Annotated in this window: 10 protein-coding genes; 4 read left to right on the top strand and 6 right to left on the bottom strand. The window is 34.4% G+C overall.

Going from position 1 to position 16,312, the window contains the following annotated elements; all coding sequences use genetic code 11:
- Nucleotides 1–117: 117 nt before the first annotated feature.
- Both ITJ86_RS01660 and bglX read left to right on the top strand, forming a co-directional pair.
- Nucleotides 118–1,209, top strand: coding sequence for an SGNH/GDSL hydrolase family protein (locus ITJ86_RS01660; protein ID WP_195869862.1), 1,092 nt, complete (start codon nt 118–120; stop codon nt 1,207–1,209).
- Nucleotides 1,210–1,325: 116 nt separating this feature from the next.
- Nucleotides 1,326–3,530 (top strand): beta-glucosidase BglX, encoded by a 2,205-nt coding sequence (gene bglX / locus ITJ86_RS01655; RefSeq protein ID WP_230080179.1) that lies wholly within the window; start codon nt 1,326–1,328, stop codon nt 3,528–3,530.
- Nucleotides 3,531–3,570: 40 nt separating this feature from the next.
- Here the strand turns inward: bglX and ITJ86_RS01650 are convergent, their stop codons facing one another.
- Genes ITJ86_RS01650 through ITJ86_RS01625 form a run of 6 tightly spaced genes read right to left on the bottom strand, consistent with a single transcriptional unit; the run spans nt 3,571 to nt 11,768 of the window.
- Complete coding sequence (locus ITJ86_RS01650; protein ID WP_195869860.1) at nt 3,571–4,890, bottom strand: glycoside hydrolase 5 family protein; 1,320 nt, start codon at nt 4,888–4,890, stop codon at nt 3,571–3,573.
- An 8-nt stretch (nt 4,891–4,898) separates the two neighbouring features.
- The gene (locus ITJ86_RS01645) at nt 4,899–6,437 is read right to left on the bottom strand and encodes a glycosyl hydrolase (RefSeq protein ID WP_195869859.1); all 1,539 of its coding nucleotides are present in this window, start codon (nt 6,435–6,437) and stop codon (nt 4,899–4,901) included.
- A 2-nt stretch (nt 6,438–6,439) separates the two neighbouring features.
- The gene (locus tag ITJ86_RS01640; protein WP_195869858.1) at nt 6,440–7,621 is read right to left on the bottom strand and encodes an AGE family epimerase/isomerase; all 1,182 of its coding nucleotides are present in this window, start codon (nt 7,619–7,621) and stop codon (nt 6,440–6,442) included.
- The gene (locus tag ITJ86_RS01635; protein WP_195869857.1) at nt 7,621–8,787 is read right to left on the bottom strand and encodes a glycoside hydrolase family 130 protein; all 1,167 of its coding nucleotides are present in this window, start codon (nt 8,785–8,787) and stop codon (nt 7,621–7,623) included. The genes ITJ86_RS01640 and ITJ86_RS01635 overlap by 1 nt, the downstream gene beginning before the upstream one ends.
- A 24-nt stretch (nt 8,788–8,811) precedes the next feature.
- Nucleotides 8,812–10,647, bottom strand: coding sequence for a sodium:solute symporter family protein (locus tag ITJ86_RS01630; protein WP_195869856.1), 1,836 nt, complete (start codon nt 10,645–10,647; stop codon nt 8,812–8,814).
- 5 nt (nt 10,648–10,652) lie between these two features.
- Nucleotides 10,653–11,768, bottom strand: a complete 1,116-nt coding sequence (locus ITJ86_RS01625; RefSeq protein ID WP_195869855.1) for a glycoside hydrolase family 26 protein — start codon at nt 11,766–11,768, stop codon at nt 10,653–10,655.
- 189 nt (nt 11,769–11,957) lie between these two features.
- Here ITJ86_RS01625 and ITJ86_RS01620 point away from each other — a divergent pair, with 189 nt between their 5' ends.
- Both ITJ86_RS01620 and ITJ86_RS01615 read left to right on the top strand, forming a co-directional pair.
- A complete protein-coding gene (locus ITJ86_RS01620; RefSeq protein ID WP_195869854.1) occupies nt 11,958–12,836 on the top strand; it encodes a helix-turn-helix domain-containing protein in 879 nt (292 codons plus the stop codon).
- A 295-nt stretch (nt 12,837–13,131) separates the two neighbouring features.
- Complete coding sequence (locus ITJ86_RS01615; protein WP_195869853.1) at nt 13,132–16,308, top strand: SusC/RagA family TonB-linked outer membrane protein; 3,177 nt, start codon at nt 13,132–13,134, stop codon at nt 16,306–16,308.
- Nucleotides 16,309–16,312 lie beyond the last annotated feature (4 nt).

Genomic DNA, 16,312 nt, shown 5'->3' with positions numbered 1-16,312 from the left:
TTTTAGTTAGCAGTTTTAAATAGTAAATAGTATTAAGATTTGAAAAATTACGCTTAGAAAAAAAAAGATGTTTGCACTAACTTTACATGTGTTAACAATTTTGTTTTAATGCTAAAATTGAAATTACTATTTGTTTTTACTTTGATGCTTTTTTCATGCGAAGAAGCAAAACAAAAGCTGTCTAATTTTCAGTCTTCTAATGAGTTGTGTCATTATCATGGAAGGAGTACTGTTTTAGAAAATGAAGCTGTAGCACTTATAGGCTCAGCTGCTTCAGTTGAATTTAATGTAAAAGGCGACGCGGTAAATTTATACCTTCAAACGGAATCCCTTAATCGAAATTACTATGTGATATCGGTAAATGATAAATATAAAAAGCGTTATAAAATTGAAGGGGATTCCATTCAAAAAATCGCATTAAAATTACCGAATTCACAACAGAATAAAATAGGAATTTATAAAGCCACAGAAGCCTATAATGATAGACTAGTTTTTTATGGAGTAGATGCAGAAGCGTTGCTGCCCATGGAATCTAAACCTTTAGAGATTGAATTTATTGGAGATTCAATAACCTGTGGTGCGCTGTCTGATAATTCTGATTTGCCTTGTAATGAAGGCGATTACCAAGATCAACATAATGCTTATTTAGCTTATGGACCACAATTAGCAAAACGCTTACAAGCAGATTTTGTGGTTAGTGCTGTTTCAGGAATAGGCATGTATCGCAATTGGAATACTGAAAATGAAAATGATGCCACAATGCCAGAGGTCTATGATCGTTTGTATTTAAGCGCAGATAATTCTACGCCTTTTCAATCAACTTCAAAACCAGATATTGTCAGTGTTTGTTTAGGAACTAATGACTTGTCTGATGGTGATGGTGTAAAAGAGCGTTTACCATTTAGTAAGGAAAAATTCACCACAAACTATATTCAATTTGTTCAAGGTATTTATAAACGATATCCAGCGACTAAAATAGTTTTATTAAATAGTCCAATGTTATCAGGTGAAAAACAGTACACATTAGTGTCTTGTTTAAAACAGGTTCAGGAGTATTTTAAAACCGAACAAAATAAAGACATAGCGTTATTTGAATTTGAAAACACATATTTAAGCGGTTGTAATTCTCACCCAAGTACTGAAGACCATAACACAATAGTTACTGTTTTAGAACCCTATTTTAAAACGCTTTTAAATATTGAAAAATAGTTGCATCGAGCTTTGCAACTAAAAAAAGTATAACAATGAACACTACAAAAAACACTATAATTTTTGCTTTATCTCTAATTGTATTTACAAATTGTAAAGCCCAAAACACTACAATAATGAATAAAAATATAACCATAGACCAAAAAGTAGATTCTCTTCTAGCCCTAATGACAATTGAAGAAAAAGTAGGACAAATGAATCAATATAATGGCTTTTGGGATGTTACAGGTCCAGCACCAGAAGGCGGTAGTGCCGAACAGAAATATGAACATTTACGTAAAGGTTTAGTTGGGTCTATGCTATCTGTAAGAGGAGTAAAAGAAGTTAGAGCAGTTCAGAAGATTGCCGTAGAAGAAACACGATTGGGAATTCCTTTAATCATAGGTTTCGATGTTATTCATGGATATAAAACGCTTAGCCCTATTCCTCTAGCGGAAGCTGCGAGTTGGGATTTAGAAGCCATAAAAACATCAGCAAGTGTTGCTGCAGCAGAAGCTTCGGCATCTGGAATTAATTGGACGTTTGCTCCAATGGTAGATATCGGTAGAGATCCACGTTGGGGACGCGTTATGGAAGGAGCAGGAGAAGACCCGTTTTTGGGAAGTAAAATTGCGGTTGCTAGAGTGCAAGGGTTTCAAGGTGATGATTTAGCAGCTCCAAATACAATTGCTGCTTGTGCAAAGCACTTTGCAGCGTACGGATTTGCAGAAGCTGGTAAGGAATATAACACGGTTGATATTGGAACATCAACATTGCATAATATCGTTTTACCTCCTTTTAAAGCTGCTGTAGATACAGGAGTGCGTACCTTAATGAATTCGTTTAATGAATTAAATGGAGTGCCAGTGACAGGAAGTTCATACTTACAACGCGATATTTTAAAAGGCAAATGGAATTTTAAAGGTTTTGTGTTATCAGATTGGGCTTCAATTTTTGAAATGATAAGTTGGGGACACGCAAAAGACAAAAGAGAAGCTGCTAAAATTGCAGCAACTGCGGGTTCAGATATGGATATGGAAGGTAATGTGTATGTTCAGGAATTAGCTCAGCTTGTTAAAGATGGAGTCGTTGAGGAAGCTATAATAGATGACGCTGTTAAACGCATATTACGTGTAAAATTTGAATTAGGTTTATTTGAAGATCCATTTAGATATTGTGATGAGGAAAGAGAAAAAGAAACTATTGGGAATCCTGCACATCATGAAGCCGTTTTAGATATGGCAAAAAAATCTATTGTATTGTTAAAGAACGAAAATCAACTTTTACCATTAAAAAAAGAAGGGCAAAAAATTGCTTTAATGGGTGATTTAGCTGATGATAAATCGAGTCCTTTAGGAAGTTGGAGAATCGCTTCAGACGACGAAACAGGTGTATCTGTATTAGAAGGCATGCAAGCATATAAAGGTAACACCTTAACGTATGTTAGAGGTGCTGAGGTCGCTACAGAACAAACAACATTTCTTAAAGAAGTTCCCTTAAATACAACAGATACTAGTGGTTTTGCTGAAGCTGTACGAGTGGCAAAAACAGTTGATGTAGTGGTGATGGTTTTAGGTGAATATGGATTTCAAAGTGGTGAAGGGAGAAGTAGAACCGATTTACAATTGCCAGGTGTTCAGCAAGAATTATTAGAAGCGGTTTATAAAGCCAATCCAAATATCGTTTTAGTGTTAAATAATGGTCGTCCATTGGCGATTACTTGGGCAGACGAAAATATTCCTTCAATTGTTGAAGCGTGGCAACTAGGAACACAAACCGGAAACGCAGTAGCACAAGTTTTGTATGGTGATTATAATCCTAGTGGAAAATTGCCAATGACTTTTCCTCGAAATGTTGGTCAAGTGCCAATTTATTACAACTATAAAAATACAGGACGTCCAATAGATAAGGATGATAATGTATTTTGGTCACATTATTCTGATGTGGAAAACACACCTTTATATCCATTCGGACATGGTTTAAGTTATACCAACTTTAGCTATTCAGATTTAGAAATAAACGGCAATACGTTTGCTTTAGAGGATGACGTAAACGTTAGTGTTAATGTTACGAATACGGGAACTATAGATGGGAAAGAAGTCGTACAATTATACATTAGAGATTTGGTTGGCAGTATTACGCGGCCTGTAAAAGAACTCAAAGGATTTGAACTGGTAGAAATAAAAGCAGGAGAAACAAAAACAATAAACTTCACTTTAAATAAAGAGACGTTAGGGTTTTACAATAATAATGGTGATTTTATTATTGAGCCAGGTGACTTTAAAGTCTTTGTTGGCGGAAGCTCAATAACCGCATTAGAAACCGATTTTGTACTGGAATAAATAAAGTAATTCTTTATAAAGTTTTTTAGGTATTGATTAATTATTCAGTTAACAATAAATTAAATCGCTTAATTAACTCTAATGTTGAAACATCTGATGCGAAAACAGAATTTAATCCTTGTGGCTCTTGTGGTGGATCTCCTGTGAAATCATCACCATGTTTCCACTTTCCATTGTTAGGGTCTGTTATAGCATAGCCAGCAAATCCCCAAAAATTTAAACCAGCAACAGCATTTTGATCGGTTTTACTTTTTTGGATGGTTTCAAAAATAGCTTTGTAAAATGTATTTCTGTTTTCTATAGATGCGTCGAGTGATAGGCTTTCTTTTTCTCTTGGAAAACCAAATTCAGACATCACAATAGGTTTGTTCAATTTTTCAGCAATTTTTTCATGTTCATTCATGTAGTTTGTTGCATTTAAAATGGAAACGTGGGTAGATTCTTTTTCGTTATCAATATCATACCAACCCCAATTTTTTGGCCACATATGCATGGTTAAATAATCGATATTTTGGTTGCTATGTAGTCTTTCATACATCTTTATATCTTGTAAAAAACCATGTTTTCCTTCAGTACCCGTTGAGATTAATTGATGAGGAGCGAGTTCTTTTATAATGCTTACAGTTTTATTTAACCATTCGGCAAAAGCATCTTCATGATGAGGTGTCATTAACACGCGAGGTTCATTTGCCACCTGCCAAGACATAATGGTAGGATCGTCTGTATATTTAATTTTAGTGTAAGAATTTGTGCGACCAATAATGTATTTTATATGTGTGTAGAAAGCATTTTTACAAGGCTCGCAACTGTGAAATTGTTTGGTGTAGTTCATGTAATCATCCCAAGAGTACGTTTTTAAAAACGGATTAGGAACGTCACCATAGCCATTCCATTTTAAATATTCAGACATACCTCCAGACCAAATCCAATTGTTATTAAGATATAAAACAGCATACATGTCTCGCTGTCGCATTTCGGCTAATAAAAAATCTAAACCATCCAATAAATCGTCATTATAGACACCTTGTTCGGGTTGTAAAGCTGGATGAACTCTAGAGTCTCCTCCATCACCTTCTGCACCGACTAAAATGCGTAAATTATCTATACCAACAGATTTCATTAGGTCGAGTTCTTTGATAAGACGTTCGCGATCGCCACTTTTTTTAGCTCCTAGTAATGGACCATACCAATAATTGGCTCCAATAAAATAATAGGGTTCATCTCCTTTTTGAAATTGCATACCATTAACCGTTATAAAATCAGATGGCGATGGTGTTTCATTAAATACGTACTTTTTACTTTTACAAGAAAATAATACAGTAATGCAAAGACTTGTTACTATGAGCTTGAAGTTTTTCATTATAAGGGTTATTGAGGTAATGTGTACATCGTAGGTAATTCGTTTTGTAAGATTGATCTCGGTTTGTCTACAAATTCTAAAAAGTCTGCTGTACTTGGTTGTCCTGGTGGTGGTGTGCAGTACGTGTTTGTAGTATTTGACCAAAACATCATATAACCTATTTCTACATTGTTATTCGATAAGGCGTTATACATATGATTAGCATAAAACCCTGAAATTGGATTGTTTTCACCCGGTGTAACGATATAAGCAGATTCTGTTAATGCCGCAATTTTAACGCGGTCTTTGGCGAGCTCTGTAATAATTTGAAGTTTCTCGTTGGCACTTTCTAAAGCTGCTTGTCCTTGGTTATTAAAGTCTGTGTAATTATCCATGCCAAGAATGTCAACGTAAGCATCGCCTGGATATCTGTTGAGATATTCGGCAGCTGAGAAAAAACTGCTATCTGGAGAAAAGGCAAACAAGATATTGTTAACCTGTAATGTGTCTCTTAAATACGTGACTGTAAATTGCCATAATTCCTTGAATTGTTGTGGTGAACAATACGCTTTTCCCCACCAAAACCAGTCACCATCAAACTCATGAAAAGGTCTAAAAATAAAAGGCACTAAATTGCCATCATTACCAACCATGCTATTGGCGACTTCGGCTATTTTTTGAAGTTTTTGTTTGTAGTAATCGTGATTTGCTCCATCTGGCAAAATGCTAACGAGTGCATTGTTTCTTTGGAATTCTGTCATTTCACTAGCGTAAAAATAATCACCTTCATAAGGTTCTCTCATATGCCAACAAAAGGTGTTAATCATACCTTTATTGTAAGCTTCTATTGCATTAGATGTTATAATTTGTTCTTGTTGCTGGTACCAGTTTGATGTAGTGCCATCATTATTGTCGTCGGTGATAAACATAAAATCTGAACCTAGTAATCCTGGATCGCTCCCTGTTGTTTTCATCATATCAGATTCACCTTCATTATCGTTATAAAAACTATGAAAAGCATCGTGCTGACCCACTACAAAATTGGTCTTAGAAAGCGCTTTTAAATTATAAAACAGCGCAATTGTTTCTGGTGTTGCATTCGGGTTTACCATATATAAATACGCGTCTTCTGGTGATAATATAAAATCTTCAGGTAGTTCAGAAATAGTAACAGTAGCAGAATTTGAGCTGCCTATAGTTGTATTCGGATTACTGGTTGTGTTTAAAGTTATAATTACTGTTTCGTCACCTTCCTGAATGGTGTCATCGATTACGGTTATAGCTATAGTGTTACTAATGCTATTTGCGGGAACGGTAATAGTGTTTGTTATAGTTTGATAATCTACTCCATTAGTTGCGGTTCCGCTAACAGTATAATCAATTGTGGTGTCTGTGCGAGATGGTTCGGATAACGAAATGGTGAATTCGCCATGATTATCTGGTTCCGAAGCAAAACCAATACTTGCAGAAATACTAACAATTATATCAGTTTCAAATTCAGGGTCATCTTTGGAACACCCAAAAATGAAGACCCCTATAAAAGCACTGATTAGTAGTCGTTTTTTCATTTTTAATCTTCATTTAAAATGATAAATGCGCGTGTCGTATGATAAGGTGCTTTCCACATACTTACTTTATCTTCTTTAGTGTATGGTTTTCCATTTTTATCAACTCTAAAATGCCATTCTCCATGGTTATGGTCGATAATATGTTTTTTTGTAAACTCCCATATTTTTATAGCGTTATCATTGTATTTTTCGTCTTCATTAATGCTGTAAGCATACTTTAAGCCAACTAAGGCTTCAACTTGTGGCCACCAATGTCTATCAGTATCTGTATGATTTGTACTGAGGTTTTTTTCGTTTATAACTCCACCCTCAGCATCAATTGCTTCATTTAAAAATGTATTAGCAACTTTAAGAGCAGTGGTTTTTACTTCGTTTAACAACTCATCATTATTAAGTGCTTTTGTTGCTTCTATAACTAACCAAGCGGTTTCAATATCATGACCGTAAGAAATGGTATTGCTTAGTAAGTTCCAGTTTTTATCGAAAAATAAATCGTAATGATTATTGCTGTTTAGAAACTTGTTTTGAAAGATGTTTACTAATGATTTTAAGGATGCCTTCAAATTTTCATTGTCATATATTTTGAGTAAGGATGTATACGCTTCCATTATGTGAAGATGCGTATTCATTGTTTTTTCAGCATTCATATCCTTTTCACTTAGTCGCATATCTTCAATTGGTGTCCAATCGTCATTAAAAGCATCTAAGTAGCCTGTTTGTTCACATTTGGCATGTTTTTCTATGAGGTCGAAGAGTTCAATAGCCCAATTTTTTGCGGCTTCATCTTTAGAAAACGTATAGTATTCTGATAAGGCATAAATAGCAAAAGCTTGCGCATAAACCTGTTTGCGTTTGTTGATAGGGTTACCTAAATAATCTAATTCCCAATACACACCTTTTGATGTAAGGTCGTTAAAAAATGCTTTGAGATAATGGTAAGCTCTATCGCAAATAGCTTTGTAGACTTGTGTGTTAAAATGATTTGATGCTGCCGAAAAACTCCAAAGAATTCGTGTGTTTAAAATAATCCCTTTGTTTGCTTTTGGAACCGGTACATTAAAATGATCAATCTGACCTAAAAATCCACCATGATCAGCGTCTACTGTGTTTTTGGACCAATAGCTTACGATGTCGATTAATTCATTTTGACATTCTGTTTTAAGTTGTGGATAGCTTTCAGACATTAGTATAATCCTTGATTGTTATCAATTAATTTAATAATTGTATTTACAGAACTTGCTGAAGTGTATCCATCTTTTGGTGAGTTTGTAACATAATCCACCAATTTTTCTTTTGTTGAAACTGCCACGTGCATTCTCGTATCCGAAGACGCGTAATAGATGTAAATGGTGCCGTCGTTATCTTCAATCCATCCATTTGTGAATAAAACATTTGAGACATCACCAATGCGTTCTTTGTGTTGTGGTGCCATAAAATGACCTGCTGGTTGATGTGTAACTTTTGAAATGTCGTTAAGATCGGTCATAAACATGTACAAAGTATAGCGTAAACCTGCAGCTGTGTTTCTCACTCCATGCGCTAAGTGTAGCCATCCTTGTTCTGTTTTTATTGGTGCTGGACCAAGTCCGTTTTTGAGTTCAAATACAGTATGATACACTTTGTTGTTGATTATTTTTTCATTTTGAACCTCAGGATTCATCATGTTATCAATGAAGCCTAAACCAATTCCGCCACCATTACCTACACTAATAAATCCATCTTGTGGACGTGTGTAAACAGCATATTTTCCATCAACAAATTCAGGATGTAATACCACATTGCGTTGTTGCCCTGTTGTTGAAATTAAATCAGGAAGGCGTTCCCAATTTATAAGGTCTTTAGATCTTACAATGCCTGCATTAGCAATAGCAGAACTAGTGTCTTCGGCAGCAGCATTCGGATCTTTGCGTTCTGTGCAAAAGATGCCGTAAATCCAGCCGTCTTCATGTTGTGTTAATCTCATATCATACACATTGGTGTCTGGTTCCTCAGTTTGTGGAATAATACATGGTTTGTCCCAAAATTCAAATCCATCAATGCCATTAGTACTTTCAGCAATGGCAAAAAATGATTTTCGGTCGTTACCTTCTACACGAACGCAAATAATGTATTTGCCCTTCCATTTTAAAGCACCTGCATTAAATGTGGCGTTAAACCCAATACGTTCTAAGGCATTAGGATTGGTTTCAGGGTTTAAGTCATACCGCCAATGCACTGGTATGTGGCTTGTTGTAATGATTGGGTGTTTATATCTCGTATAAATTCCATTAGAAAGTGATAGCGGTTTGTTTTTTCTATTCACTGTTTTTGTATAATGCTTTTTTGCTTTATCTATAGTATTGCTACTCATAATTATATTTTGAATATTATCAGGTTAGTCTAGTTTTTGGTTCAAATTATTCCACCAGAATTTCTTCAACAGAATACTGCATATAACTAAAACGACTAACGAAATGTAGATTGGTGTTTCTTGTCTAAAAATAAGATACATTGGTAAAATTACTAATGCGGTTTGGGCGATGATTCCTATGGCAACATTAAACATGTCTTTTCCGAAATCTGTATTCTTTTTGAAATTTGGGTTTTCAGCTGCAAGTTGATCATGAATCGGTTTCCAAAATCCCCAAGGCCGTACGTTTTTATAAAAATCTTTCAATACTTTAGCTTCGGTTGGTGGTGCAGAATACGTTCCGATAACACTTCCAATTAATGAAACAATAAGCAATACTGGAAATAAGTATAAAGCATTCACATCTGGAAATAAATGTGGTACAATAGCTGCTGCCACTAGTCCTGCGACCATGCCCCAGAAAAACCCTTCACCATTAAATCTCCACCAATGCCATTTTAAAATGTTGGCGCCAACATAACTTCCGTATAGAACTGAAACGATTATATTTAATATCGCATTTACGTTTTCGGCAAAAAAGCCAAGTACAATACTGATAACGACCACAGTAATTCCTGTGATATAATTCATGTTTTTAACTTGATTTTGAGACGCATTTGGTTTGGTGTATTTTAAATAAATATCGTTAACCAAATATGCTTGCGCAGCGTTTAATGTGCCAGCAAATGTGGACATAAAAGCGGCAATTAATCCGGCTAGTAATAAGCCTAATAAACCTACCGGAACAAATTCTTTAATTGCTGTTGGTAGAATGAGTTCAAAATCTATATGACCTGCAGCATTTAATAAATCTAATTGGTCATAATAAATTAATGCTAATGCAGCAAAACCAGCAATCATTAAATAGCGAATTGGCATTAAAATCACAGAAACAAATCCACTCATTTTTGAAGCTTCTGCAGGGGTTTTGGTGGATAGGATTTTCTGCATATCGTATGTTGGTGCAGGTCCTGCCACACTAACGAGAACCCCTTTAAAAAGCATCATAAATAGGAAGTAGGTGAATACGCCATAACCATCGCTTTTAATTTTATCAGTGACTTCTGGTATGATGTTGCTCCAGTCTAAATTTAATCCACCTGTAAATGGATTCATCCAATCTTTAGGAACGTTAACTCCAAATTCACCAACGGCTTGCCAGCCTAAATAGCCTATAACTATGGCAGAAATGGTCATAATTGCAAACTGTACAACATCTGCCCAAACAATACCAGACATACCACCTAATAACGAATAGAATACGGCAAACAATGTGAAAATGGTACCATAAAAATGAGGTACATATTCTGGAGGAATAGCAAATGGAATGTAGTTACTGGCAAATTCCCATGGGATAAAAATTTCTACGAACTTTCCTAAGCCAATAAAACCATAGGCTAAATAACCTAAACATACCACTAATGCAAAAACAACAACAATGATGTGCGATAATTTGGCTCCATTACCAAAACCGAAACGTGTACCAATCCATTCGGCGCCAGTTGTAGCATTAGATCGTCGTAACCATTTAGACAAATAAACCATTAAAAATATCTGGTTGAAAACAGGCCATAGCCAAGGCACCCAAGCACTTTTTATACCGTAAACAAACATGAGTGTAACGAGCCAAATAGTACCAGAAATATCAAACATACCAGAGGCATTAGAAAGGCCTAATAAATACCAAGGAATTCTTTTTCCACCCAATAAATAATCATCTTTACTTTGTTGTGCTTTTTTTCGAAGCACTAAACCAATAACAATGATTGTGACTAAGTATAAAGCGATTATTAAAATATCGACTGTATGTAGTAGCTCCATGTAAATTAAGGATTAATCTGGTTAATGTCTTTTAAGAACAATGTTTCTGGTAGTGCTTTAAAATCCTTGAAATCAGGCTCGTTAACATGGCCTTTAAAGGGCATATAATGGTGTGTTTCGTCATGGTTTCTCCAGAATAAAATCCAACTAATTCCCGAATCTTTTATATTAGGATAAAGCACTTCAGTAAACCAGTTTTTAGTCGGAATTTTCTCTAATCCAGTTTCTGTAAAGGCAAATAGTTTGTCTTTTTTTGTAGCAATAGATTTTACAATAGCTAAATCGTTTACAACCGAAGTAATATATTCTTCAGCATCGTTGAAATCGTAAATGTCAGACCCTAAAATATCTACATAATCGTCACCAGGATAATACGTCATATAATTATCATCAGGATTTAATTTGTTTGGTGAGTAGGTGTATAATAAGTTGTTAACCTTATGTTTGTCTCGTAGTAGATGAACAGTCTGATGCCACAACTTTTTATAATCTGTAACATTACAATTATCTTTTCCCCACCAAAACCAAGAGCCATTCATTTCATGAAAAGGTCTAAATATTACAGGAATCTGTGTGTTGTTGTGCTCTAATGATTTAAAAAAACTAGCAACCCTTCCGACCCATAGCTCGTATTTTTCTCTGTGCGAACCACCTTCTAAAATATTAGCAACAGAAGGTGTTGTATCCCAAGAGTCGCCTCCAGATGTTGGGTTGTCCAGGTGCCAACTAACCGTAATGATTCCGCCTTTTTTATGAGCTTCTATTATAAGATTTCGCATTAAATCAAAAGGAACACCATCGAGATTTACATCAGAGCCATGTTCTATCCAACCAATATCAAAGCCGTAAACCGAAGGCTGGTCTTCAATCATATCAAAAACATCGCTTTTTTCAACATCAATATAATCCGATTTGTTCCAACCCATGCCATAAGACGTACAATCTTGATGACCAATTGCAAAGCCTTCTTGGGAAATAAGAAATAACTTTTTCCTCAGTAATTTAGAACTTTTTGATATGTTTTTGTCAACTAAATCAGGTTTTTTATAGTCACTTGTATAAATTGATTTACAAGAAAACATCGTAAACACTAATAGTACAGGTATAATCCGCTTGAGCATAAAATTTGTGTATTTGAAGTATTCTTAAAAAAGAATATCTGTATTTTAAATTAATTAATATTTTTACGTCTTCAATTATCAAATCTTTAAGATTTGTGTTTTAATTTTAGATATTTCAAATTTAAGGAACACAATTTTACATTGTTGATATTATTTTATCAATTTATTACACTATTATAAATCATTATTATGAATATTCTTAAAAACACACATAGAGAAATCACTCCGTTATCTCCAGAGGATAGTTTTTTAGTCTTTGATAGGGTGAAAGAAGATTTTGATTTTCCGATTCATTTTCACCCTGAATTTGAATTAAATTTTATTCATAATGGAAAAGGTGTAAAACGAATAGTTGGTGATAATATGGAAGAGATTGATGACATTGAATTGGTTTTGGTCGGTCCAAATTTGCATCATGGTTGGATAACTCATAACTGTAAAAGCAAATCAATTCATGAAATCACCATTCAATTTGATGAAAATTTATTTACGCAAGATTTTTTAAGAAGACGAATCATGAAACCTATAAGAGATATGTTTAAAAGATCTGTTCATGGTATTTTGTTTTCTAAAAAAACCGCTTCAATGTTATATGATAGAATTGCGCAAGTATCTCGTTTGGATGGCATGGATTATTTTTTAGAATTAATTTCCATCCTTCATGATTTGGCTAATTCAAGAAATCAACGTTTACTTTCAACATACACAGTTAATAGAGAGAACTTTGAAAATAGCGATAATATAAAAACAGTTTATGAGTATGTGCAGCGTAACTTCAGTGAAAAAATAACACTATCCGAAGTTTCTGAAATTGTGAATATGAGCAACGTGTCGTTTAATAGGTTTATGAAAAAAAGAACCGGAAAAACTTTTGTAGACTACGTTAATGATGTTAGGATTGGTTATGCGTCTATGTGGTTGTTAGAAAAAGACAATACTATTTCTGAAATTGCATTTAATTGTGGGTTTAATAATATTGCAAATTTCAATAGAGTGTTTAAAAAGCTAAAAAAGTGCACACCAACGCAATACAAAAATGAATTTTCAGGTATAAAACGTATCTTATAAACATCACTTCTTAGGTGTTTAAAATAGAGTTGTTATTTTCTAAGTAGGTCACTGAGATTTTATTTAAAAGTTTGAGTGGGTTGTAGTTGTTGTCTATACAATTTTATAAAAATCATGTATTATTTTGTCTAGTCGAATATATTTTATTAGTAAATGACAAAATAATATTAACAGTAAGTTAACAATTCCGTTAATTTTGAAATCGTCAATAAATGTCCTATAAAATTATTTATATAATAATTGTAGGGTGAAATAATTAAGAATTAACAATCAACTTCTACTAACATCTCTTAATATGCAAAAATCCGATTTTAAAAATATTTGTTGCAGCACTAAATATTGTTATTCATTCTTACTCCTTTTTTTAGTAGGACAATTTGCTGTTGCGCAAAACCAAGTAAAAGGAACCGTATCTGACTCTAATGGAGTAACGCTACTTGGAGTTTCTGTAATAGAAAAAGGAACTACAAATGGAGTTGTATCTGACTTTGATGGTAATTATGTTATTAATGTGAGTGAGAGTGCAACGCTGGTGTTTAGTTATGTAGGATTTGCAACTAAAGAAATTGAGGTAAACAATAAAGAACTCATTAATGTAACCTTAGTAGAAAGTGTTGAAGGTTTGAGTGAGGTTGTTGTTATTGGTTATGGCTCACAAAGAAAAGAGCAGCTAAGTGGATCGGTTTCTAGTGTAGATACCGAAGCCTTAGAAACAATACCTCAGGTTGGAATTGATCAAATGATGCAAGGTAGAGCAGCAGGTGTGAGTATTACTCAGAATTCTGGTCAGCCAGGTAGTGCTGTTTCTGTAAGAATTAGAGGTGTAAATACTATTACAGGATCTAGTGAACCTTTATATATTATAGATGGTGTGCCAGTGTCTGGAGATTCTAATAATACTGGTACTAGTGGAAGATCTATTGCAGATAACGGATTAGGTGAGAGCTCTGGGTCAACAGGTGTTAGTCCATTGTCAGCGCTAAACCCTAACGATGTTGAGTCTATTGATATCTTAAAAGATGCTTCTGCGACCGCAATATATGGATCAAGAGGGTCAAATGGTGTTGTAATTATTACAACCAAAAAAGGTAAAAATACTAAAGGAACACTCGCTTATAATACGTTTTTGGCCGTTCAGCGACCTACAAATTTAATTGAAGTTTTAGATTTACCTGGTTATGCAAGATTACAGAATGAAATAGGTGAAATATATGGTTTAAATCCTCGTATATCGTTTTTAAATCCTAGTTTATTAGGGCCAGGAACTAATTGGCAAAAAGAAATTTTTAGTGATGCAATTATGCAAAACCATCAAGTGTCTTTTTCTGGTGGTAACGATGGAATAAATTATTTCTTATCCTCAGGATATGTGGACCAGGAAGGAACAGTGATTGGTTCTTCTTTTGATAGAATTTCCTTAAGAGCTAATGTGAATGCTAAATTAAATAAGTCCATTAATGTTGGGGCCAGTTTTACAATGAGTAGAACAAATGAAAGCCTAACCTTAAATAACTCAACAAATGGTCTTATTGGGCTTTCACTGCGTAATAATCCTGCAACTGCTGTTTATAATCCAGACGGTTCGTTTGCTGGTCCTGTTACCAATGACGAAATTGCTTTTGGTATAAGAAACCCTATCGCTGAAGCGTTAAGCATTAGAAACAACTTAACAAGAAACAGGGTTTTAGGAAACATTTTTAGTGAGTTTAAATTATCAGAAAACTTTACATATAGATTAGAAGTAGGTGGTGATTTTGGAAATAATATTAGCAATAGATTTCAGCCGACATTTAGTTATGGTGCTATTGAAAGAGGAACTAATAGTTTAAACATTAGAAATGAAAACACCGATTTTTGGATCGTAAAGAACTTATTAACCTTTAATAAATCCTTTAACGATATTCACAACTTCACGGTATTGTTAGGGCACGAGGTACAAGAGTCTAGTTGGGAAGGTACAATCGCTCAAGATGGTGATTTTGTAAGTAATGATGTGCCAATTTTAGGTACAGGAGATGCTAATGATTTTACAGATCAATATAAAGGTAGTGCAGCCTTAGAGTCGTACTTTGGAAGATTAATTTACTCATTAGATAATAAGTATAACGTTACAGCTTCCCTTAGGGCTGATGGCTCTTCAAAATTTGCAGAAGGCAATAAATGGGGTTATTTTCCTTCTGTTTCGGCAGCATGGAGATTGTCTAATGAGAGTTTTATGGAAGGCTTCACTGCTATAGAAAATATAAAACTATACGGAGGTTATGGTGAAGTAGGAAATCAAAACATTCCCAACTTTGCGTATGGAGCACGATTAAATACTATTTCAACAGGAAATGGAACAGGATTCGAATATGCAAATTTTGCAAACGAAGACTTAACTTGGGAATCATCTACACAAACCAATTTAGGGCTAAACTTCACATTATTTAATTCAAGATTAAATACAACCGTTGAGGTTTACAAAAAAGTTTCAAAAGACTTCTTATACCAACTGGCAGTAACTGATTTTATTACGGGTGGAAATTCTCCAGGAGCAATTACTCCGCCTTGGGTTAACTTAGGGGAAATGCAAAATACAGGTATAGATGTTACGTTAAGCTATAAAACAGATGCAAAAGATTTTAATTGGAGTTCTTCTTTAACGGTTTCGCATTACAAAAACAAAGTAAATGCGCTTTTAGGAGATTTAACAATAAATGGAGATCTTACTTTAGATAATTCTAATCAGAATATAACACTAACCCAAGTTGGGCAACCAATAGGATTGTTTTATGGCTATCAAGTTGAAGGGCTTTTTAGAACCTTAGATGATATTAATGGAGCTCCAATACAATTTGGAAGACCGTTTGAAGATGCGCTTTTTGGTTCAACATGGTTGGGAGATGTAAAATATAAAGATGTAAGTGGTCCTAATGGCGTGCCAGATGGTGTTATTGATGGAGATGATAGAACGGTAATAGGAGATCCGCATCCAGATTTCACCTTTGGTTTTCAAAATTCATTCTCTTACAAAAGTTTTGACTTGTCTGTGTTTATGCAAGGATCCTACGGAAATGATATTTTTAATGCCATTGGTCGTTCTTTAACCGCTGGAAATAGAACTTTCACCAACCAATTGCCTTCAGTGTTAGATTATTGGTCTATTGATAATCCTAACGCAGGTTCTCCTAGGCTTGCTAGGAATGATACACCAAATATTAATATATCAGATAGGTATATAGAAGATGGTTCTTATTTAAGAATACAAAATGTAACTTTAGGTTATACGTTACCTAGTCGGTTTTCAAATGATATTGGCTTGAGTAAGCTAAAAGTATATGGTAGTATTCAAAACCTACACACATTTACCAACTACTCAGGTTATGATCCAGAAGTAGGTGCTTATAACCAAAATGCACTTTTATTAGGTGTGGATAATGGACGTTACCCATCACCGAGAACATTTACGTTAGGAATCAATGTTGAATTTTAAAAAC

The organism is Winogradskyella marina (assembly GCF_015645385.1).
Classification (GTDB): Bacteria; Bacteroidota; Bacteroidia; order Flavobacteriales; family Flavobacteriaceae; genus Winogradskyella; species Winogradskyella marina.
The sequence above is the reverse complement of the archived record's forward strand: the minus strand, read 5'-3'. Positions and strand labels throughout refer to the sequence as shown.

What these genes read in the sequence shown, in the direction of transcription:
- bglX (WP_230080179.1), top strand. Translation starts at nt 1,326, where the DNA reads ATGAATAAAAATATAACCATAGACCAAAAAGTAGATTCTCTTCTAGCC.
- ITJ86_RS01650 (WP_195869860.1), bottom strand. Translation starts at nt 4,890, where the DNA reads ATGAAAAACTTCAAGCTCATAGTAACAAGTCTTTGCATTACTGTATTA.
- ITJ86_RS01645 (WP_195869859.1), bottom strand. Translation starts at nt 6,437, where the DNA reads ATGAAAAAACGACTACTAATCAGTGCTTTTATAGGGGTCTTCATTTTT.
- ITJ86_RS01640 (WP_195869858.1), bottom strand. Translation starts at nt 7,621, where the DNA reads ATGTCTGAAAGCTATCCACAACTTAAAACAGAATGTCAAAATGAATTA.
- ITJ86_RS01635 (WP_195869857.1), bottom strand. Translation starts at nt 8,787, where the DNA reads ATGAGTAGCAATACTATAGATAAAGCAAAAAAGCATTATACAAAAACA.
- ITJ86_RS01630 (WP_195869856.1), bottom strand. Translation starts at nt 10,647, where the DNA reads ATGGAGCTACTACATACAGTCGATATTTTAATAATCGCTTTATACTTA.
- ITJ86_RS01625 (WP_195869855.1), bottom strand. Translation starts at nt 11,768, where the DNA reads ATGCTCAAGCGGATTATACCTGTACTATTAGTGTTTACGATGTTTTCT.
- ITJ86_RS01620 (WP_195869854.1), top strand. Translation starts at nt 11,958, where the DNA reads ATGAATATTCTTAAAAACACACATAGAGAAATCACTCCGTTATCTCCA.
- ITJ86_RS01615 (WP_195869853.1), top strand. Translation starts at nt 13,132, where the DNA reads ATGCAAAAATCCGATTTTAAAAATATTTGTTGCAGCACTAAATATTGT.